Origin of the sequence: Dactylosporangium sp. CA-139066 (assembly GCF_050936175.1) — a bacterium.
Classification (GTDB): Bacteria; Actinomycetota; Actinomycetes; order Mycobacteriales; family Micromonosporaceae; genus Dactylosporangium.
In genome coordinates, this window is record NZ_JBNJNH010000001.1 from 8347412 (window position 1) to 8368169 (window position 20758).

Below are 20758 nucleotides of genomic sequence, written 5' to 3' on the forward strand. Positions count from 1 at the left end.
ACCGAGAGGCCGGAGCGCGCCGTGAACGCCGTCGCTGTGCCAAGAGGCCGGGGTGCGCTCGTGGTGGCGATCGCCGCGGCGGCGCTCGTGGCCGCGGGCGCGGGCGTGTGGTGGCGGCCCCCGCACGGTACGGGCGTGTGGGCCGTGGTCTGGGAGCTCGCCGGCGGGGCCGGGTTCGCCGCCGCCGGCGTGGTGGTGCTGCTCGCGGGCGGGCCGCGCACGCCCGGATGGCTGCTGCTGGCCGGCGGCGTCGTCCTGCTGGCCGGGCCGGCCACGGGCTCGGGGCTGGTCGCGGGGGCGGGGCTGGTGGCCGTACCGCCGGCGCTGCTGAGGGTGGTCGAACCGCGACCGGTGCCGCGGCTGCTGGCCGGCGCGGACGTCGCCATCGTCGCGGCCGGCGCGGCCGGGGTGATCGCCGGGGCGCTCGGCCGGCTCGACGTCGCGCTCGGCGCCGTCACCGCGGCCGCCACGGTCGCGCTGTGCGCGGGCTGGCTGCTGTTCGAGGTCACCGCCGGCGAGGACCGCCGGCGCGTGCTGTGGATCGTGTTCGGCGCCGCGGTCACCGTGCCGGCCGGGATGATGCTGCTCGTCGTGTTCGACGGGCCGGGAGCGCGCGGCGTGGCCGCGGGCGCGGGGCTGGCGGTGCTGACGCTCGTGCTGCCCGCCTGCGCCGCGCTGGCCCTGGTCCGGCCGCGGGCCCTCGACGTGCGCGCGGTGGCGCGGCGGGGCACGCTGCTCGTGGTGATGTTCGCGCTCGTCGGCGCCGTGTACGTGGGCGTGGAGACCCTCACCGAGATCACCACCGGCGGGGCCGCGCCGCGCTGGGTGCGGGTGCTGACCGTGTTCGCGATCGCGGCCGCGTTTCGCCCGGCGATGGGGTGGGTCCGCGGCAGCATCGACGAGCTGCTCTTCGGCGCGCCGCCCGACCCGATCGACACGCTCGCGCGGCTCGGCAGCCACCTCGCCGGCGGGGCCGCCCCCGGGCAGTGGCTGGACACGCTGCGGGCGGCGCTCGGCGTGCCCGCGATCGAGCTGCGCGACGAGACCGGCGCGGTGGTGGCCCGGGCCGGCCGCGAGCCCGGTCCGCCCGCCGGCGGGGCCGAGCCGGTGACCGCGGTCACGCCGCTGCGCGCCGACGGACGGCCGGTCGGCGACCTCGTCGTGACCCTGCCGCCCGACCAGCTGGGGCTGCCGCCGCGCACCGCGGCCGTACTGGCCCTCGTCGCCGCGCCCCTCGCGCAGTCGCTGCACGCGGCCGAGCTCGCCGGGCAGCTGCGGGCCTCACGCGGGCGGGTCGTCGCCGCGCTCGAGGAGGAGCGCCGGCGGATGCGCCGCGACCTGCACGACGGGCTGGGGCCGACGCTGACCGGCATCGCGTACAGCGCCGACGCCTCGGCCAACCTGCTGCGCGCGGACCCCGACGAGGCCGGCCGGCTGCTGCGCGGGCTGCGGGCCGACGCCGGCGACGCGATCGCCGAGATCCGCCGGATCGTCTACGGGCTGCGGCCCCGCGCCCTCGACGAGCTGGGCCTCGTCGGCGCCGTCCGCCAGCAGGTGTCGCACCTGCGGGCCGCCGACGGCTCGGCGCTGGCGGTGACGATCACCGCACCCGAGCTGCCGGAGCTGCCGGCGGCCGTGGAGGTGGCCGCGTACCGGGTCGCGGTGGAGGCGGTGACGAACGTGGCCCGGCACGCCGGCGTCGCGGCGGCCAGCGTGGACCTCGCGCTGCTGGGCGACCGCGCCCTGCGCGTGGCCGTGCACGACGGCGGGCCGGCGGGCGCGCCGTGGCGGCCCGGCATCGGGCTGACGTCCATGCGCGAGCGGGTCGAGCAGATCGGCGGTAGTCTCACCGTCGACTCGGGGGAGGAAGGCTCGACGGTGATCGCCGAGATTCCGCTGGACGTCGCGCCGTGATGCCGCGCGGCCGCTCGGCGCTGCGCCGGGCCGGGGCGGCGGTGTGGCGCCGGCTCGAGCTGTGGGGCTGGGTCGCCGTACACGTCTGGATCGAGGCGTGGCGCCGGGCCGGGGCCGGGCCACGGCTGCGCACCGCGTGGCAACGCCTGTCCCGCCTCGGGGCCGATGTCCGCCAGGCCATACGCTTGGCGCTCGAGGCGGTGTTGAGGGAGGACCAGCTGGCCGGGGCACGAGTGTGGTATCCGCGCGGCCGGACGCACATGCTCGCGATGGTCAGCGGAGGGTTCCTCACCGTCGTCGCCGCCGTCGTCGTGCTCGCCGTCAGCGCGTTCTCGGGGCCGCCGGGGGTACAGAAGGCCGCCCAGGCGCCGCCGGCCAGCCCTGCGCCGACCGTGAGCCCGCCGCCCAACACCATCCTGACCAGCGACTTCGAGGACGGCACGGCCCAGGAGTGGCTGGCCGGGGCCGGCTCGAAGCTCAAGGACACCACCGCGGCGGCGCACACCGGCCGGCACAGCCTGCAGGTCAGCCGGCGCGCCAACGGCCAGCAGGGCGCCTGGCGCAACCTGCAGGGCAGCCTCACCCCGGAGTCCGGCTACACGCTGTCGGCCTGGGTCCGGCTGGCCGGCAGCGGCGCGCCGGCCTCGCTGCGGCTCACCGTCTCCTGGGGCTGGGCGTCGGCCGTGCAGGACAACGTCGTGGCCACCGTCGAGGCCGGCGGGTCCGACTGGGCGCGGCTGGAGGCGCAGTACTCCCCCGTCACGAACGTCGACCTGCTCAGCGTGCGGATCGAGCCGGCCGGCGACCCGGTCGACTTCCTGGTCGACGACTTCGTGGTCACCCGGCACGCCTCCCCGCCGCGCTCCGTGCCCTCGCTGCGCGAGGTCTTCGCCGGCCGCTTCGACGTCGGCGCCGCGGTCAACCCGCAGCAGCTGTCGGGCCCCGAGGCCGAGCTGCTCAAGCGGCAGTTCGGCTCGGTCACCCCGACGGCGGCGATGAAGTGGACGGTCACTGAGCCGGCCGAGGGCAGGTTCACGTTCGACGACGCGGACAAGATCGTGAACTTCGCCGTCGCCAACGGCATGCAGGTGCGCGGCCACACGCTGGTCTGGCACAACCAGACGCCCGACTGGGTCTTCACCAACGCCGACGGCCGTCCGATGAGCGCCACCCCGCCGGACAAGGCGCTGCTGCTGGCCCGGATGACCAGCCACATCACGGCGCTCGTCCAGCACTACCGCGGCCGGATCACGTCGTGGGACGTGGTCAACGAGGTGCTCAGCGACGACGGGACGCCGCGCCAGAGCCGCTGGTACCAGATCGCCGGCCTCGACTACATCAGGACCGCGTTCACCGCCGCCCACGCCGCCGACCCGGCCGCCAAGCTGTGCATCAACGACGTCAACCTCACCCAGCCCAGCCGCCGCGACGGCATGTACGACCTCGTCGCCGAGCTGCGCACCGAGGGCATTCCAGTCGACTGCATCGGCAGCCAGACGCACGTCAACATCTCGGTGCCGAGCGCGGCCGGGCTCACCGCGTCGATCGAGAAGTTCGCCCGGCTCGGCGTCGACCAGCAGATCACCGAGATGGACATGAGCGTGTACACCGACAACACCTCGTCCTACCCGGCGGTCCCGGCCAACCTGCTGGCGCAGCAGGCGGCGCAGTACAAGGCGCTGTTCGCGGTGCTGCAGCGCTATCGCGACCAGATCAGCTCGGTGACCTTCTGGGGCATCGCCGACAACCAGACCTGGCTCAGCACGTATCCGATCGCGCGCGTCGATGCGCCACTGCTCTTCGGCACCGATCTCGCGCCGAAACCCGCATTCTGGGCCGTCGCCGCCAACCCGAGCTGAGGCATCGCGCAACGCCAATAATATTACTCGCTGTCACGGTAGGATTTCGAGCCTGTCAGGGTTCCGTTACGGCAGCATTTGACCGCATACGCAAGATGCGGTATTTCATCGTGTTCGTCGCCACTCCCAGGGTCGGCATAAGCCTTCAGCAGCGCCCATAACGGACAATTCCGCGCCGTTCGCGGTACACGAGTCAGCCGCCGTTTTGCTAGGCTCAACCGCTGCACGGGGCGAGCGCTGTGCTTCGCCGTCCAGGGAGAACAGCACTTGACCTCCACCACGGTTTACGTTTCGCGGGGAAAGCCGGCAAAACCGGGGCTGATCATCACGCCCGCCGCCGATTCCCCCGATTCGGCATCCCGATTTCGGCCCGATATCGAGGGCCTGCGGGCCGTCGCCGTGGTGCTCGTGGTGCTCTATCACGCCGGCGTGACCGTCTTCGGCGGCGGATACGTCGGCGTCGACGTCTTCTTCGTGATCTCGGGCTTCCTCATCACCACGCAGCTGTACGGCGAACTGCAGACCCGGCACACGATCTCCGTCAGCCGCTTCTATGCCCGCCGCGCCACCCGGCTGCTGCCCGCCTCGACCACCGTGCTCGTCGCCACACTCGTGGCCGCCTATTGCTGGCTGCCGCCGACGCGCTTCCCGTCGACCGCGCTCGACGCGCTCACGAGCACCTTCTACGGCATCAACTGGCGGCTCGCGGCCGAGGGCGTCGACTACCTCAACGCCGGCGCCCCGCCCTCGCCGCTGCAGCACTTCTGGTCCCTGGCCGTGGAGGAGCAGTTCTACCTCGTCTGGCCGCTGCTGCTGCTCGCCTCCTCGCTGGCCTGGCGCTGGCGGCGCACCCGGCTGAGCCGCTCCGCGATCGTCCTCACGCTGCTCGCCGCGGGCGGCCTCTCCCTCTACGGCAGCGTGACGCAGACGCGCGACGCGGCCCCGTGGGCGTACTTCGGCGCGCACACCCGCGCCTGGGAGCTGGCCCTCGGCGCGCTCATCGCGATCCTCGCGCCGGCGCTGGCCCGGCTGCCCGCGGCGATCGCCGCCGGCCTGACCTGGCTCGGCCTCGCCGCCGTCGTCGCCGCCGCGCTGCTGTTCACCGACAAGACGCCGTTCCCGGGCTACGCCGCCGCGCTGCCGGTCGGCGGCGCGGGCCTCATCATCGCCGGCGGGTGCGCCGCGGCGGCCGGCGGCGTCGTCGCGGTGCTCCGCCTCGCGCCGTTGCAGTGGCTCGGCAAGCTCTCCTACAGCTGGTACCTCTGGCACTGGCCGATCCTCGTCATCGCACCGGCCGCGCTGCACCGCGACGCGAGCCTCGGCCTCAACCTGACGCTGGCCGGCGCCTCCCTCGCCGTCGCCGCCGGGTCGTACTTCCTCGTCGAGAACCCGGTCCGGTCCCGCAAGGGCCTCAAGACCCGGCCCGTGCGCGGCATCTCCCTCGGCCTCGCGCTGTCGCTGTGCGCCGCCGCCCTGGCCTACGGCGGCGGCCGGCTCACCCCGGGCCTCGGCACCGGCGGCCCGGCGACCGACACCGCCGCCGTCATGGCCGCCGCGAGCGACCCGGCCGGGCAGCTGACGAAGCTCATCGCCGACTCGACCGGCACCGACGCCCTGCCGAGCAACCTCACGCCGACCCTGGCCGCGGTGGCCAAGGACAGCCCGGCCGTCTACGCCGCCGGCTGCCACCTCAGCTTCACCGCCACCAAGAACCCGGAGTGCGCCTACGGCGACCCCGCCTCGCCGACGACCGTCGCGCTCGTCGGCGACTCCCACGCCGCCCAGTGGTTCCCCGCCTTCGAGCGCATCGCCCGGCAGCGGCACTGGCGGCTCGTGGTGCACACCAAGAGCGCCTGCCCGGCGGCGTCCGTGCTGGTGTACCAGTCGGCGCTCAACCGGGCCTACAACGAGTGCGTGCAGTGGCGCGACCAGACCCTGGAGGCGGTCAGGGCGGCGAAGCCGGCGATGGTCGTGCTCACCAGCAACGGCACCGACACCGGCGGCCTCGTCGACAACCCGGCCGATCCCGACAAGGCGTGGACCGACGCGTGGATCGCCTCGCTGCGCAAGGTCAAGCAGGACGGCACGAAGCTCGTCGTGCTCAGCGACACCCCGTACCCGAAGGCCAACGTGCCCGACTGCGTCTCCGAGCACACCGGCGACGTCGGCGAGTGCGTCCGGGGCGCCGACACCGCCCTCGTGCTGCCCAAGCGGCGGCAGATGGTCGCCGCCGCGGCCGCCGCCGAGGGGGCCACCGTCATCGACCCCACCGCGTGGTTCTGCACCGCGAAGACCTGCCCGGTCGTCGTCGGCAACATCCTGGTGTACCGCGACGACAGCCACATGACGACGACGTACGCCTCCGTGCTGGCCCCTGTGCTGGGTGCGCAGCTGCCGTGACCGCCCCTCCTGAGATGAGCGCAGTGAGCGATCCAGAGCAGACGTTCCATCTCCCCCGGCAGCGGGCCGCCACCGACGAGCTTGTGGCCGGCGACGACGAGACCGTCGTCATGCCCAAGGCGACGCTCGACGAGGCGCACGAGCAGGCGCGGGCGGCGCAGTGGGACGAGCCGCCGGCCCGGGGCGAGGCGGCGATCGAGGGCTCGCCGTACGCCGCCGAGCGGGCGCTGGGGACCCTCGCCTGGGTCATCACGATGGTCGCCACCGGCGCGCTGTCGCTGGTGCGGCTCAACTACCCGAGCATGCGGGTGCAGGAGCTGGCCGCGTGGAGCTTCACGCTCGCGCCGAAGGCCGACCTGTACAACCTGCTGCGCCAGGCCGACCCGGCCGAGGTGCCGTACTACCTGCTGCTCAAGGGCTGGGCGAGCCTCGCCGGGCGCAGTGACTTCGCCCTGCGGGCCCCGTCCGTCATCGCCATGGCCTGCGCCGCCGCGCTCATCGCGAAGGTCGGCACCCGCCTGGTCAACCCGCGGGTCGGCCTGCTCGCCGGGCTGCTGGTCGCCACGCTGCCGGTCACCAGCCGGTACGCCGCCGAGGCCGGACCCGAGGCGTTCACGCTGTTCGGCGCCGCCCTGGCCACCCTCGCCCTCGTCAACTACCTGGACCGCCCGCGGGCCTGGCCGTTCGCCGGCTACGCCGCCGCGGTCGCCCTCACCGGCCTGTCCCACCTCACCGGCCTGCTGCTCGTGCTGGCCCACGGCGCCGTGGTGCTGGCCATGAAGCGCCGCCTCATCGGCGCGTGGCTCGGCGCCCTGGTCATCGGCGCGCTGCCCGCCGCCGCGCTCATCGCGCTCTTCGGGGCCCCGCTGCCGGCGACCGGCGCGAGCCGCCCGGCGTTCCCGGCGGTCTCGGTGCTCAGCCAGCACACGTTCGGCTCGGTCCTGGCCGGCGGCGTGCTGCTGGGCCTGGCCATCCTCGCGCTGTCGGTGCACAAGCCCGGCATCGTCTTCACCGCCTGGGCGCTGGTACCGCTGCTGCTGCTCTACCCCGTCATCCGCCTCACCACCATCGGCACCGACGACGTGGCGATCGTGTCGCTGCTGGGCTGGGTGGGGCTCGCCGGCATGTTCCTCGGCCGGGCGCTCATCGTCCGCGGCCTGGCCATCGTGCTGGTCATCGCGGCCATCGGCGTCCCCGACCAGCTCTCGATCCGCCGGCCGGACGGGCACGGGCAGGCCAGCCACGAGCTCGCCAACGTGCTGTACCGCCAGGGCCAGCCCGGCGACGCCATCGTCTACGGCCCGGCCGACGGCGACGGACCGGCCGGGCGCAACATCGTCGAGCGGTACCTCACCGCCGGCCACCGCCCGCGCGACATCCTGGCCCAGACGAAGCCGCGCGAGAACGGGCGCATGCACCCCCGCGAGTGCCCCGACGTCGACGCCTGCCTCGGCCGCACCGCCCGGGTGTGGCTGGTCCGCGTCGGCACCCTCGACTCGCCGCTGACGGGGCTGGAGGCCGGCAAGGACGGCGCGCTGCGGGTGCGCTACACCGCCGCACAGACCTGGAACCTCACCGGGCTGACGCTGACCCTCTTCACCCTCAAGCCGGGCGCGTAGCGGCCGATGCTCGCCTTCCTGCTGCAGGTCAACGCGTTCGTCAAGAGCGGGCAGATCTTCCCGTTCGCGGTGTTCATGCTCTGGGTGTGGTTCCTGTGGCTGCTGCGGATCACCCTGGCCGCGCAGTACCGCCCGTACCAGGCCGCCCACCAGGTGCGCACGTCGGTCGTGGTGCCGGTCGTCGACGAGCCGGAGGAGCTGTTCCGCGAGGTCATCGGCCGCATCCGCGAGCAGCACCCGGACGAGGTCGTCGTGGTCATCAACGGGCCGCGCAACGAGATCCTCGAGAAGATCTGCACCGACCTCGACGTGCGCTGGGTCTGGACCGACATCCCGGGCAAGCGCAACGCCGTGCGGGTCGGCGTCGGCATGTCCAGCGGCGACGTCGTCGTGCTCGTCGACTCCGACACGATGTGGACCGGCGGCACGCTGCGGGAGCTCGTCAAGCCGTTCCGCGACCCGAAGGTCGGCGGGGTCACCACCCGCCAGCGCATCCTCGACCCGACCCGGACCGTGCTCACCCGGTGGGCGGACTGGCTGGAGAACGTCCGCAACGAGTACTCGATGCCGGCGATGAGTGTCCTCGGTACCGTCGGCTGCCTGCCCGGGCGGACGATCGCCTTCCGGCGCGAGATCCTGGTGCGGTACATGGACCGGTTCCTGTCCGAGCGGTTCCTCGGGGTCTTCCTGGAGGTCAGCGACGACCGGACGCTGACGAACTACACGCTGCAGGCCGGCTACCGCACCGTCTACCAGTCCACGTCGCTGGTGTTCACCGACGCGCCCACGAAGCTGGCCAAGCTCGCCAGGCAGCAGTACCGGTGGGCGCGCGGGTCGCAGTACAACACCCTGCGGATGCTGCCGTGGATGCTGCGCAACGCGCCGGTGCTGGCGGTGATGTACCTCTCCGACATCGTCGTGCCCTTCATCCTCTTCGGCTGCTTCATCAACTGGGGCGTGGCGATCGCCACCGGCCGCAAGGCCGAGCTCTACGGCGTGCTCATGCTGCCCGAGTCGTCGTGGCAGCGCGTCGGCATTATCCTCGCCCTGACCGCGCTGATGACGCTGGCGTCGCTGGGGCTGCGCTTCGGGCGGCACTTCGCCTACCGGGCGGCCGACATCGCGTACCTGCCGATCTTCATGGTCATCAACACGGTCATCCTCATGCCGGTACGCGTGCTGGGCTTCTTCCGCATGGCGCACAACGCCGGGTGGGGCACCCGGTCCGGCGGCTTCGCCGGGGAGCGCCGGCGCAACCCGATGCTGGTGCTGCCGTACATCCTCGGGGCGGTCATGATGTGCGGGGCGGTGCTGCTCGGTGGCTAGGCATCAGTACGAGTCGCCGCGGACGTACCGCGTCTGGATGGCCGTCAACACGGTCATCGTCGTCGGGCTGGCCGCCTGGATCTTCAGCCCGACCACCCAGGACCCCGACACCACGCAGGTCACCTCCAACGCCGCCGTGCAGGCCGAGAACCGCCGCCAGGCCGAGAAGCCGGCCCCGACGAAGGCGGAGATCCTCGCCATCCCGGGCGTCCGGTTCGGCATCAGCACGCCGCAGGCGCCGTGGTCGTCGGTCGAGATCGACAAGGCCGCGCAGGCCGTCGGCGCGCACCCGACGATGGTGCAGTTCTTCGTCAAGTGGACCGAGGAGTTCCGGCCCGACTCGGTGCCGCAGAGCTACAAGCAGGGCGCGCTGCCGGTCATCTCCTGGGAGCCGTGGGAGGGGGTCAAGAAGGGCCCCAGCCAGGGCAAGTTCGCCCTGGAGAAGATCATCAGCGGGCAGTACGACGCCTACATCGCCCGCTTCGCCACCGGCGTGCGCGACCAGCGCTGGCCGGTCGCGATCCGCCTCGCCCACGAGATGAACGGCAACTGGTACCCGTGGGCCGAGCGCAACTCCGGCAACCGCCCCGGCGACTACGTGAAGATGTGGCGCCACGTCCACGACATCTTCGCCCGGGCCGGCGCGACCAACGTGATCTGGATCTGGAGCCCCAACGTCATCACGCCGATGCCGCAGACCAAGCTGGATCCGCTGTACCCCGGCGACGACTACGTCGACTGGGTCGGGATGGTCGGCTACGCCATCGAGGAGAGCACCGCCGCCCAGGTGTACTCCTCCACGCTGGACGCCATCCGCAAGTTCACGCAGAAGCCGTTCGTCATCACCGAGACGGCGGTGGAGAAGGGCCCGCACCAGCTGGCGTGGATCGCCGACTTCTTCGCGTGGATGAACGCCCACCCGGACATGGTCGGCTTCATCTGGTTCAACTTCAGCAAGAGCGACGGTGGCCGGTCCGACTGGCGCTTCACCGACCACCCGCCGATCGCCGAGGCGGTCGGCCAGGGCCTGAAGTCGGTGCGGCTGGCCGATCCGCCCCCGCACTGACGCCACGGTTCGGTCTCGACACCACGGATCAGCGTCGACGCCACGGTTCGGTGTCGACGCCACGGATCGGCGTCGACAGCACGGTTCGGAGTCGACAGCACGGGTCAGTGTCGACGCCACGGATCGGTGTCGACAGCACGGGTCAGTGTCGACGCCACGGATCGGTGTCGACAGCACGGGTCAGTGTCGACGCCACGGATCGGTGTCGACAGCACGGGTCAGTGTCGACGCCACGGATCGGTGTCGACGCCGCGGATGCGTGTTGACGCCACCCGGGTCAACATTGACGTCATGCGTCAACATTGACGGAGCGCGTCAATGTTGACGGGTCACGTCAGCTGGCCGGCGTGATGTCCTTGATCAGCGCCTTGATGACCGGCTTCGACTCGTCGTCGGTCGGCACCTGCCAGCTCAGGTCGCCGACCTTGTCGCCGAGGTTGGCCTGGCCGTACGACGGCAGCTGCGACAGGATCAGGCCGCGGACCCAGTCGGCCTCGGGCGTGCCGAGCCAGGTGCGCAGGTCGGTGAAGAACTTGATCCGCCCGTCGGCCGCGCTGTTGACCTCGGCGAGCACGATGTCCTTCTTGAACGTGTCGTGCAGCTGGGTCAGCCGCGGCACGAAGTCCTTCACCGCGTAGGTCTTCGTCCCCCCCATGTTGATCATCGTGGTGCCGACCTGGTCGACGTAGTCCGCGCCCGGCCAGAACCGCTGCACCTGGGCCATCCAGGCGGCGTCGTCGGCCTGGTAGAGGTTGGCCGCCGGCGCGAAGACGAACTTCGCCTTGCTCGCCCCGACCGAGCGGAAGACGTCCACGACGTGCTTCCAGGCCTGGATGTAGACGGCGGGGTCGCGGCTCCACGGGTACCACTCGCCGTTCATCTCGTGGGCGTAGCGGATGTACACCGTGAGGTCCGACTTCTTCACCGCGGTGGCGAAGGTGCGGATGTAGCCGTCCAGCGAGCCCCCGGCGATCGACTGGTTGCTGAACTTCGGCTGCGGCGCCGCCCGGGTCTGCTGGGTCGCCGACTGCTCCACCGGCGTCCACGGCTCCCAGGTGATCGCGTAGGACTCCAGCTTGAGGTCCTTGGCCGCCTGGAAGTGCGTGTCGAGGGCCCGGTTGCGGTCCCACGACTCGAACTCCATCACCATCGTGGGCTTCGCACCGACCGCCTTCTCCCAGTCCGCGGCCTTCCACGGGTCGGAGGCGATGCCGAACTCCCGCACCGGCCGGCCGTTGCCGGCCTCCTTCGACCCGGACGAGCACCCGGCGACGGTCGCGACCCCGCCGGCCAGACCGGCGAGCAGCAGCTGACGGCGTGTGATCACGGTCGATCAGTGTACAGAGGCCGTGGCAGACTCGAACACATGGCCGAGATGGGGCTGCGGCCCGCTGTTGAAGTCGTCGACGCCGGTGGCCGGATCGTCCGGATCGTCGACGGGCACCTGCTGGCGCCCGGTGCGCCGATCGGGCATGACCTGCCCCACCGGGGCGTCGAGCTGACGACCACGCCGGACGGCTACCGCGCCCGCTGGGTGCGCGGCTCCTTCAGCGCGTCCGCGCTCGCCCGCCTCTTCGCCGGCGGCGCGGCCGGCGGGGCGCTGTTCCGCCTGCTGGGCCTGCCGGGCGCCGTGCTCGGCGCCGTCATCGCCGTCGGCCTGGCCCGGGCCGGCCGCCCGGCGCAACCGTCCGACGTCGAGGACCCTACGGTCACGGTCCGCGAGGACGGCCCCGACCTGGTGCTGGACTCGCCGTCGCTGGCCGCGCTCGTGCTGGCCGTCATGCAGCTCACCGGCGCACCGGGCCCGATCACGGTCAGCCCGGTGCCGTTCAGGGAGACGGGCGTGCGCCTCGACGACATCGGCGGCCTGGACGACGTGGTGGCGCAGTTCCGCGACGTGGCCGTGTCGTTCCGCCACCCCGACGTCATGGCCCGCTGGGGCGCCACCCGTCCGCAGGGCATCCTGCTCTACGGCCCGCCCGGCACCGGCAAGACGATGCTGGCCCAGGCCCTGGCGGCGGAGATCGGCGGCGAGCTGCGCGAGATCCGCACCCCGGAGATCCTCGACAAGTGGGTCGGCAACTCGGAGAAGAACATCCAGCGCATCTTCACCGAGGCCCGCTCGCTGCGCTCCCCCACCGTCCTGCTCTTCGACGAGTTCGACTCGATCATCAGCTACACCGGTGCCGCGCTCGACGCCGCCGGCCAGATGATCAACGCGGTGGCCGGCATCTTCAAGCAGGAGATGAACGACCTCATCGAGGCCAACCCCAACGTCATCGTCGTGGCCACGACCAACTTCCCGGACCGCGTCGACGCATCGCTGACCCGCTCGGGCCGCTTCGACCTCAAGCTGTCGGTGCCGCCGCCCGGCCCGCGGGCCCGCGCCGAGATCCTGGCCAAGCAGATCCGCGCGCTGATCGCCCGCCACGAGACGCCGGGCTTCCGCATGTTCGCCGACGACATCGACGTGGCGGCGCTGACGGCCCCGGCCACCGGCCTGACCGGCGCGGACCTGAAGGAGGTGCTGCGCCGGGCCCAGCTGGACAAGGCGATGCGGGAGGCCCGCACCGGCGCCGCGTCGGCCCCGATCACCCAGGCCGACCTCGCCGCCACGATCGAGAAGCTCCGCCGCGGCTAGCTGTGGCGTAGCACAGCCCGACGCGGTGCTCGAGGACCTCGGCCGCGCCGATGGTGACGCGCGGGTCGTCGGCGTCGTAGGTGTGGCGCACCTCGTCGCGCACGAACTCGCAGGCCGCGCGGGCGAACCCGGCGTCGTCCGGGTGGGCGCCGCGCAGCCGGGCCGCGGCCGCGCGCACGGCGGGATGGCCGGCCTGCACGATGTCGTCGGCGGCGCGGTACGGGTCATTCGACACGCCCACGAGCCTGCGCGTCAAGCGTTTGCCACGCGTTGCCAAGACGATCTCCGCGAGTCCACTGTGGACCGTGATCGTCTTGGCAACTGTTTGGCAAGCGCTTTCCTAGCCCTTTCGGCGCCTGCTACGGTCCGCAACTATCCATAGTTGATGCTCGATTCACCGCCAAGGAGTCGACATGAGCATCCGATCGGCGCTGCCCGTTGCCGCGGCCGCGCTGGCCCTCGTCGGAGGCATCGCCCTCGCCGGGCCGGCGCTCGCCGCGGACGACCCGCCGCGCGCGGCGTACCACGAAATGCACGCCAACTGCACCGTCAACCACAGCCTGAGCGACGACCCGATCGTGTTCCCCGGGCTGCCGGGCGCGTCGCACAACCACTCGTTCATCGGCAACCCGGCCACGAACGCGAACTCCACCCCGCAGTCGCTGGTCGGCGGGGCCACGTCGTGCGAGGACACCCTCGACGCCTCCGGGTACTGGTTCCCGACCCTGCTGCAGAACGGCGTACCGCTGCAGCCCGACAAGCCGACCGTGTACTACAAGTCCGACGTCAAGGACTACCGGACGGTGAAGCCGTTCCCGGCCGGCTTCAAGCTGCTCGTCGGCGACGCCAAGACGCCGGACGTCGCGCACTTCCAGGGCAACTGGCAGTGCACCGGCTACAAGGGCGCCGACATCCCGCCGTCCTGCCCGTCCGGGGCCACCCTGCAGGTCCGCCTGACCGCGCCGAGCTGCTGGGACGGCGTACACCTGGACATGCCCGACCACAAGTCCCACATGGCATGGCCGGTCTCGGGCGTCTGCCCGGCCGACCACCCGGTGCCGCTGCCGATGCTGGAGATCAAGCTGCCGTACCCGCTGCGCAACGGCAACACGAGCGGCCTGGCCTACTCCTCGGGAGGCAGCTACACGTTCCACTACGACTTCATGAACGGGTGGGACCCGGCGCGGCAGGCCTACCTGGTGTCGTACTGCATCAACGGCGGCCGCCAGTGCAACGGCTTCGGCGAGGATCCGAAGAAGCCCTGAGCCGCCCGCGTGATTGACCGGCCCGGGAGCCCGGCCGCCACCGCGGCTCCCGGGCCGCCGCGCGCCTACGACTCGAGGTGGCGCTGCAGGAACCCCAGGGCGTGGCGCAGCGAGCACGACACGTGCATCTGCGAGCGGCCGATCCGCTCGGCGATCTGCGGCTGGGAGAGGTTGCCGTAGAAGCGCACCCGGGCCACCGCTCGGGCCCGGCGATTCCGGGGCACCGGCTCGGCGAAACGGGCGAGGTCGGGCCGGCCATCGAGGAGCGCCGCGGCCGCGGGCGGCGTTCAGGCGTCCGCGGTGACGGGCTCCGGCTCGGCGACGGGCGGCTCCTCCACGGCCGGGGCGACGGCCGAGCCGAGCACGCTCAGCAGCGCCGGGGCCAGCAGCGAGCGGACCACGAACGCGTCGATCAGCACGCCGACGGACAGGGCGAAGGCCAGCTCGCGGAACGGGCGCAGCGGCACGATCAGCAGCAGGCCGAAGCTCACCGCCAGGGTGAAGGCGGCCGTGCGGATGGCCCGCGCCGAGTGGGGCAGCGTCAGGGCGAGGGCCTCGCGCAGCGGGCGGGCGCGGGCCTCCCGCCACGCCGGGCCGATGCCGAAGATGTTGTAGTCCGAGCCGAGGGCGACCAGCAGTACCGCCGCCGCGAACGGCACATAGAAGGTCAGGCCGTCGCCGCCCAGCCGGTCCTGGAACAGCCACGTGGTCAGGCCCAGCGTGGCGCCGATCGCCAGCACGCTGCAGGCGAGCAGGCCGAGCGGGGCGATCAGGGCGCGCAGGAACAGCACCAGGAAGAGCAGGTTGGCCAGCAGCGCGGCCAGCGCGATGCGGCCCAGGTCGTGCACCGTCTGGTCGACGATGACGCGGGCGACCGCGGTGTCGCCGCCGAGGCCGGCGTGCGCCCCGTCCAGGCCGGCGGCGTGCAGCAGCCCCGGCAGGTCGCGGTCGAGGCGCTGCACGGTGCCCACCGCCCGGGCGCCGAGCGGCTCGTCGGCCAGGATCAGCAGGAAGCGGGCGGCGCCGCCGTCGCGCGCCTGGAAGACGCTGAAGCCCTCGGGCAGGCCCTGCGTGCCGGGGCCGATGACCGCCGCGACGCCGGGCTCATGGGACAGGGCCTGCTGCAGCCGGGCCAGCTCGGCGGCCCGCCCGGCGACGCCGTCGCCCTCCACGAGCACCTCGGTCGGCGACAGGATCCCGTGCGCGAACCCGGTCTCGGCGGCGCGCGCCGCGACCCGGGTCTCGTTGCCGGCCGGCAGCGCCTCGACGAACGACACGCCGAGCCGCATGTGCCCGATCGGCAGCGCCGCCACGACGAGCGCGGCCAGGCAGGCCAGCAGCACGGGCAGCGCGAACCAGCGGCGGGTGAGCAGCCGGGCCCACCACCGGCCGCCCGTGGGCGCCGGGACGGGATCGGCGGCGCGCGGGCGCAGCGGCGACCAGAACGCAGCCCGGCCGAGGATCGCCAGCGCCGCCGGGACCAGGGTGACGGCGACGAGCATCCCGATCAGGATGGCCAGCGCCATGCCGGGCCCGAAGGCGCGGAAGGTGGGCGCGCCGGCGACGATGAGGGCGCCGGTGCCGGCCGCCGCGGTCGCGCCGGCGGTGGCGATGATCGGCGTGAACCGCGCGGTGGCGAGGCGGGCGGCGGCCAGCCGGGTGTCGCCCTCGGCGAGCCGGCGCCGGGCGGCCGACAGGTAGAACACGACGTAGTCGGTGACGACGCCGAGCAGCAGCGCCACCAGCAGCGGCTGCGTCTCCTGCGGCACCGGCACCCCGAGCCGCTGCGCCAGCGCGCCGCCGACGTGCAGGGTCAGCAGGGTCGCCACGGCGGCCACGCCGAGGGCCAGCAGCGGCGCGACCGGCGAGCGGAACGCGAAGGCCACGATGAGGAACACGGCCGCGATCGTGATCAGCTCGAGCGTCGGCACGGAGTGCTGCACGAGCCGGGTCTGCTCGACCCGGGCCGGCACCGACCCGGTGACGCCGACGACGGCGTCGCCCGCGTCGTAGTGGGCGGCCACGAACTGCTGCGCCGCGGCGGCCTGGTCGGCGAACGTCACGTCGGGGTCGGTGAACAGCAGCGTGACGATCGTCGTGCCGTCCTCCGCCGAGCCGGGGAACAGCCCGAGCGTGTTCATCACGGGTACCGCCGCCCGGATCGGCCCGGCGTCGGTGATCGTGCCGTCGCTCACGGCCTTGGCCCGCTCGACCGCCTTGCGCTGCACCGCGTCCGGCAGCCCGTCGGCCTTGCGCTGCACCACGGCGACGCGGCTGAGCAACGGGAAGCCGAAGCGCTGCAGCGAGCGGACCTCGTTGGCCACGGCGGGGTTGTTCGCCGACACCAGCTGCTCCAGGTCGCTGCCGCCCTGCCCGACCGCCGGCAGGTACACCACCGAGGCGGCCGCCGCGGCCAGCCAGCCCAGCACGATCGGCCACCGCAGCAGGACGAGCAGTCCCGCATACCCGCGCAGCAACAGGCTCGGGCGCCAGCCGCTGCGTACCTGCTCAACATCCGTCACGGACGATGGGGTACCCGGCGCCCGGGCACCGAAAACGGCCCCGATCGATCGGCTTTTCCGGCCGGTTTCCCTACGACGCGAGGTCGAACCGGTCGAGGTTCATGACCTTGTCCCAGGCGGCCACGAAGTCGCGGACGAAGGGCTCCTGGCCGTCGCGGCTGGCGTACACCTCGGCGATCGCCCGCAGCTGCGAGTGCGCGCCGAAGACCAGGTCGGCGGCGGTCGCCGTGCGGCCGCGGTCCTCGTACACGCCCTCCTGCTCCGCCGAGACCTTCCACTCGGCGCCGGGGCGCAGCAGGTTGACGAAGAAGTCGTTGGTGAGCACGCCGGGCCGGTCGGTGAAGACGCCGTGCGCGGTGCCGCCGTGGTTGGCGCCGAGCACCCGCAGGCCGCCGACGAGCACGGCCATCTCGGGCGCGCTGAGGTTCAGCATGTACGCCCGGTCGACCAGCAGCGTCTCCGGCGAGAGCTTCTCGCCCGGGCCCACGTAGTTGCGGAACCCGTCGGCCCGCGGCTCGAGCACCGCGAAGGACTCGACGTCGGTCTGGTCCTGGGTCGCGTCCGTGCGGCCCGGTGCGAACGGGACGGTGATGTCGAAGCCGGCGTCGCGGGCCGCCTTCTCCACCGCCGCGCAGCCGCCGAGGACGATCAGGTCGGCGAGGGAGACCGGCTTGGCGAAGTCCCGCTGTACACCCTCCAGCACCGGCAGCACCCTGGCCAGCTCGGCCGGGTTGTTGACCGCCCAGTCCTTCTGCGGCGCGAGGCGCAGGCGCGCGCCGTTGGCGCCGCCGCGCTTGTCGGTGCCGCGGAAGCTCGCCGCGGCCGCCCACGCGGTGGCGACCAGCTGCGACACCGACAGGCCGGAGTCGAGCAGCTTCGCCTTGAGCTCGGCGACGTCGCCGGGGTTGATGAGCTCGTGCTCGACGGCGGGCACCGGGTCCTGCCACAGCTGCGGCGCGGCGACCCACGGCCCGAGGTACCGCGAGATCGGCCCCATGTCGCGGTGCAGCAGCTTGTACCAGGCCTTCGCGAACGCCTCGGCGAGCTCCTCCGGGTGCTCGTAGAAGCGGCGGGCGATCGGCCCGTACACCGGGTCCAGGCGCAGCGCCAGGTCGGACGTGAGCATCATCGGCGCGTGCCGCCGGCCCGGGTCGTGCGCGTCGGGCACGGTCCCCTGGGCGCCCGGGTCCTTGGGCGTCCACTGCTTCGCGCCGGCCGGGCTGGTGGTCAGCTCCCAGTCGTACTTGAACAGGTTCTCGAGGAACCCGTTGTCCCACTGGGTCGGCGCGTTCGTCCAGGCGCCCTCGAGCCCGCTGGTGAGCGTGTCGCCGCCCTTGCCGGTGCCGGCGGCGTTGCGCCAGCCGAGCCCCTGCTGCTCCAGCGGCGCGCCCTCCGGCTCCGGGCCGAGGTTGCTCGGGTCGACGGCGCCGTGCGCCTTGCCGACGGTGTGCCCGCCGACGATGAGCGCGACGGTCTCCTCGTCGTTCATCGCCATCCGCCCGAACGTCTCGCGGATGTCGCGGGCCGAGGCGAGCGGGTCGGGGTTGCCGTTGGGCCCCTCGGGGTTGACGTAGATGAGCCCCATCTGCACGGCGCCGAGCGGCGTGGCGAGCTCGCGGTCGCCGCTGTAGCGCTCGTCGCCCAGCCAGGTGTCCTCCGGCCCCCAGAAGATCTCGGTCGGCGCCCAGATGTCCTCGCGCCCGAAGCCGAAGCCGAAGGTCTTGAACCCCATCGACTCGTACGCGCAGTTGCCCGCGAACACGAGCAGGTCGGCCCACGAGATCTGCCGGCCGTACTTCTCCTTGATCGGCCACAGCAGCCGCCGCGCCTTGTCGAGGCTCGCATTGTCGGGCCAGCTGTTGAGCGGCGCGAACCGCTGCGCGCCGCTGCCCCCGCCGCCGCGACCGTCGGCGATGCGGTAGGTCCCCGCGGCGTGCCAGCTCATGCGGATGAACAGCGGCCCGTAGTGCCCGTAGTCGGCCGGCCACCACTCCTGCGAGTCGGTCATCAGCGCGATGACGTCGCGCTTGAGCGCCTCGACGTCGAGCCCGGCGAACGCCTGCCGGTAGTCGTAGCCCGGCCCGAGCGGGTTGGCGCGCGGCGAGGGTTGGTGCAGCACCGACAGGTCCACCTGGTTGGGCCACCAGTCCCGGTTGGTCCGCGGCCGCGTCTGCTTGGCGCTGGGGGCGGGGATCGCCGGGTTTTCGCTTTCGCTGTTGTGGTCAGACACGTCGGTTCTCCCGTGCTCGCGGGCGTCATACGGCCGCGTTGCCGTACCCACCGAAGCCTAGGTCAAACGCCCGGCCTGACCGGCGTGCACCTTGAAAGTGCCGACCTGCGGGTCGGCGGCGCCGGGGATGGTCCACCGGTGTTTGCGTGCCCACCGCGCGGGAATCACGTCGAACGATCGGAGGTGGTGGACGTGGTGGAGGAGTCGACCGGCGATCTTGTCCGCCGGGCCGCCGAGCAGATATCCACGCTGGTGCGCGACGAACTGGCCCTGGCGAAGGCGGAGCTGGTCGAGAAGGGCCGGCGCGCCGGTGTCGGCGGCGGGCTGTTCGGCGCCGCGGCGGTGCTGGCCTGGTTCGCCGTCGCGCTGGCGCTGGCGCTCGCGGTGGTGCTGCTGGACCTGGCCTGGCCGCTGTGGCTGGCCGTCCTGGTGGTGCTCCTGGTCGTGCTCGCCGCGGCCGGCGTGGCGGCGCTGCTCGGGCGGCGGGAGCTGCAGCGGGCGACGCCGCTGAAGCCGGAGGCGGCGGTGCGCAGCGTGGACGCGGACGTCGCCGCGGTGAGGACCGCGGTGCGGGAGGGACGGGCATCATGAGCGGGAAAAAGACGAGCGCCGACCCCGGCCGGCTCAAGGAGGAGATCGCGGAGACCCGCGACGAGCTGGCCGGCACGGTGGAGGCCCTCGCGGCCAAGACGGACGTGAAGGCACGCGCCAAGGACGCCGCCGCCGACGTCAAGGAGCGCGCCAAGGACGCCGCCGCCGACGTCAAGGACGCCGCCGTCGTGGCGGCCGAGCAGGTGCGCCGTCCCGTGCCGGCCGTCGCGCTGGCGGCCGGGATCGGGCTGGTCGCGCTGGCGATCATCGCGGTACGGCGGCGGCGGTCATGAGCGGCACGGCGGCGAAGCTGGCGTACAAGCCGGTCGGCCTGCTGCTGGGCGCCGGCGCCGGGCTGATCTCGGGGCTGCTGTTCAAGCAGGTGTGGCGCCTGGCCGGGCACGACGACGACGCGCCCAACGCCACCGACGAGGCGCGCGGCTGGGGCGAGATCCTCGTCGCGGCGGCCCTGCAGGGCGCCATCTTCGCGGCGGTCAAGGCGGCGGTCGACCGGGCCGGCGCGACGGCGGTGCGGCGCACGACCGGCACCTGGCCGGGCTGACCGGAGCGGGAGCAGCCCGCCGAGCGCTACGCGGGCGAGGAGCGGCCGCCGGGCCGGGGACGCAGGATCGCACTGCCCGTCCCCGTGCCGGCGGCCGCCGCCCGTCGCAGGGCCACCACCGCCAGCCGGGCGTCGTGCCGGGGCCGCCAGCCGAGCTCGGCCCGGGCTACCGCGACGTCCGCCGTGGGCGCGGCCCGTGACTCCCGGGCCTGCGGCGTCCGCGCACAGTCCCGTTCATAGGCCGCGCTACCGCGACGTCCGCCGTGGGCGCGGCCCGTGACTCCCGGGCCTGCGGCGTCCGCGCGCAGTCACCCGGGGCGGCTCACCCTGCGCGACCGCCCGACCCTCGATAGGGTGGCATTCGTGCGATTGATGCCCTTCGTCGCCGCGGTCGTGCTGCTCGGCGCCTGCCGGAGCGGCGGTGACCGGCGCGACGAGATCGACCAGGTGCACACCGTCACCTACTCGATCGCCATCGCCGGGACCGCCGGCGACGAGGTCGAGGTCGCCTACGCCGGCGAGGACGGCGGCACCGCGAAGACCAGCTTCGAGCCGGCCCGCAAGACCTGGAGCACCACGGTCAGCACCGCCAACCCCGACCTGCACGTCACCGCGAAGGCCCCCGGCCGCCCCCGGCTGACCTGCGCGATCGAGGTCGACCACGCCGAGGTGGCCCGCGTGGACCACGAGAGCGCCTGCCAGGCCGAGTTCGACCTCGCCGCCACGTCCGCCGCCCCCCGCCCGTCGTAGGCGTACGCTGCGC

General features: G+C 73.2%; 17 protein-coding genes. 12 read left to right on the forward strand and 5 right to left on the reverse strand.

Going from position 1 to position 20758, the window contains the following annotated elements:
• Positions 1-21: 21 nt before the first annotated feature.
• From ACQEVU_RS38165 to ACQEVU_RS38190, 6 genes are all read left to right on the forward strand, one after another.
• The gene (locus ACQEVU_RS38165; RefSeq protein WP_433332439.1) at positions 22-1914 is read left to right on the forward strand and encodes a sensor histidine kinase; all 1893 of its coding nucleotides are present in this window, start codon (positions 22-24) and stop codon (positions 1912-1914) included.
• The gene (locus ACQEVU_RS38170) at positions 1914-3773 is read left to right on the forward strand and encodes an endo-1,4-beta-xylanase (protein ID WP_433335232.1); all 1860 of its coding nucleotides are present in this window, start codon (positions 1914-1916) and stop codon (positions 3771-3773) included. The genes ACQEVU_RS38165 and ACQEVU_RS38170 overlap by 1 nt, the downstream gene beginning before the upstream one ends.
• Before the next feature lie 267 nt (positions 3774-4040).
• Positions 4041-6173, forward strand: coding sequence for an acyltransferase family protein (locus ACQEVU_RS38175; protein ID WP_433332441.1), 2133 nt, complete (start codon positions 4041-4043; stop codon positions 6171-6173).
• 23 nt (positions 6174-6196) lie between these two features.
• Complete coding sequence (locus ACQEVU_RS38180; protein ID WP_433332443.1) at positions 6197-7792, forward strand: glycosyltransferase family 39 protein; 1596 nt, start codon at positions 6197-6199, stop codon at positions 7790-7792.
• A 6-nt stretch (positions 7793-7798) separates the two neighbouring features.
• Positions 7799-9118 carry a glycosyltransferase gene (locus ACQEVU_RS38185; RefSeq protein WP_433332445.1) on the forward strand — a complete coding sequence of 440 codons (1320 nt, stop codon included), beginning with the start codon at positions 7799-7801 and terminating at the stop codon, positions 9116-9118.
• Positions 9111-10184 (forward strand): glycoside hydrolase family 26 protein, encoded by a 1074-nt coding sequence (locus ACQEVU_RS38190; RefSeq protein WP_433332448.1) that lies wholly within the window; start codon positions 9111-9113, stop codon positions 10182-10184. Before ACQEVU_RS38185 ends, ACQEVU_RS38190 begins: the two co-directional genes overlap by 8 nt.
• A 334-nt stretch (positions 10185-10518) precedes the next feature.
• On the opposite strand, the gene ACQEVU_RS38195 is transcribed toward ACQEVU_RS38190, so the two are convergent.
• Entirely contained in the window at positions 10519-11511 is a 993-nt protein-coding gene (locus ACQEVU_RS38195; RefSeq protein WP_433332450.1) for a glycoside hydrolase family 26 protein, read from the reverse strand.
• Between the two features lie 39 nt (positions 11512-11550).
• Here ACQEVU_RS38195 and ACQEVU_RS38200 point away from each other — a divergent pair, with 39 nt between their 5' ends.
• Positions 11551-12825: an ATP-binding protein gene (locus ACQEVU_RS38200; protein ID WP_433332452.1), complete on the forward strand. Its 1275-nt coding sequence runs from the start codon at positions 11551-11553 to the stop codon at positions 12823-12825.
• Here ACQEVU_RS38200 and ACQEVU_RS38205 read toward each other — a convergent pair.
• On the reverse strand, positions 12776-13060 hold the full coding sequence (locus ACQEVU_RS38205) for a hypothetical protein (protein WP_433332454.1): 285 nt from the start codon (positions 13058-13060) through the stop codon (positions 12776-12778). The genes ACQEVU_RS38200 and ACQEVU_RS38205 overlap by 50 nt on opposite strands.
• A 178-nt stretch (positions 13061-13238) precedes the next feature.
• On the opposite strand from ACQEVU_RS38205, the gene ACQEVU_RS38210 reads away from it, so the two are divergent.
• Positions 13239-14090, forward strand: a complete 852-nt coding sequence (locus ACQEVU_RS38210; RefSeq protein WP_433332456.1) for a DUF1996 domain-containing protein — start codon at positions 13239-13241, stop codon at positions 14088-14090.
• A gap of 65 nt (positions 14091-14155) precedes the next feature.
• On the opposite strand, the gene ACQEVU_RS38215 is transcribed toward ACQEVU_RS38210, so the two are convergent.
• The 3 genes from ACQEVU_RS38215 to katG form a co-directional block, all read right to left on the reverse strand.
• Positions 14156-14314, reverse strand: a complete 159-nt coding sequence (locus ACQEVU_RS38215; RefSeq protein WP_433332458.1) for a sigma factor-like helix-turn-helix DNA-binding protein — start codon at positions 14312-14314, stop codon at positions 14156-14158.
• 63 nt (positions 14315-14377) lie between these two features.
• Entirely contained in the window at positions 14378-16612 is a 2235-nt protein-coding gene (locus tag ACQEVU_RS38220; protein ID WP_433332460.1) for an MMPL family transporter, read from the reverse strand.
• A 70-nt stretch (positions 16613-16682) separates the two neighbouring features.
• Complete coding sequence (katG, locus tag ACQEVU_RS38225) at positions 16683-18842, reverse strand: catalase/peroxidase HPI (RefSeq protein WP_433332462.1); 2160 nt, start codon at positions 18840-18842, stop codon at positions 16683-16685.
• Between the two features lie 183 nt (positions 18843-19025).
• On the opposite strand from katG, the gene ACQEVU_RS38230 reads away from it, so the two are divergent.
• The 4 genes from ACQEVU_RS38230 (at position 19026) to ACQEVU_RS38245 (ending at position 20745) form a co-directional block, all read left to right on the forward strand.
• Complete coding sequence (locus ACQEVU_RS38230; RefSeq protein WP_433332464.1) at positions 19026-19433, forward strand: phage holin family protein; 408 nt, start codon at positions 19026-19028, stop codon at positions 19431-19433.
• A complete protein-coding gene (locus ACQEVU_RS38235) occupies positions 19430-19726 on the forward strand; it encodes a DUF3618 domain-containing protein (RefSeq protein WP_433332466.1) in 297 nt (98 codons plus the stop codon). The genes ACQEVU_RS38230 and ACQEVU_RS38235 overlap by 4 nt, the downstream gene beginning before the upstream one ends.
• Positions 19723-19995 (forward strand): DUF4235 domain-containing protein, encoded by a 273-nt coding sequence (locus tag ACQEVU_RS38240; protein WP_433332468.1) that lies wholly within the window; start codon positions 19723-19725, stop codon positions 19993-19995. The genes ACQEVU_RS38235 and ACQEVU_RS38240 overlap by 4 nt, the downstream gene beginning before the upstream one ends.
• 363 nt (positions 19996-20358) lie before the next feature.
• Positions 20359-20745 (forward strand): hypothetical protein, encoded by a 387-nt coding sequence (locus ACQEVU_RS38245; RefSeq protein ID WP_433332470.1) that lies wholly within the window; start codon positions 20359-20361, stop codon positions 20743-20745.
• The last annotated feature ends 13 nt before the right edge of the window (positions 20746-20758 follow it).

Coding starts and splice junctions, on each gene's coding strand:
- ACQEVU_RS38170 (WP_433335232.1), top strand. CDS start 1,914: ATGCCGCGCGGCCGCTCGGCGCTGCGCCGGGCCGGGGCGGCGGTGTGG.
- ACQEVU_RS38185 (WP_433332445.1), top strand. CDS start 7,799: ATGCTCGCCTTCCTGCTGCAGGTCAACGCGTTCGTCAAGAGCGGGCAG.
- ACQEVU_RS38200 (WP_433332452.1), top strand. CDS start 11,551: ATGGCCGAGATGGGGCTGCGGCCCGCTGTTGAAGTCGTCGACGCCGGT.
- ACQEVU_RS38210 (WP_433332456.1), top strand. CDS start 13,239: ATGAGCATCCGATCGGCGCTGCCCGTTGCCGCGGCCGCGCTGGCCCTC.
- ACQEVU_RS38235 (WP_433332466.1), top strand. CDS start 19,430: ATGAGCGGGAAAAAGACGAGCGCCGACCCCGGCCGGCTCAAGGAGGAG.
- ACQEVU_RS38240 (WP_433332468.1), top strand. CDS start 19,723: ATGAGCGGCACGGCGGCGAAGCTGGCGTACAAGCCGGTCGGCCTGCTG.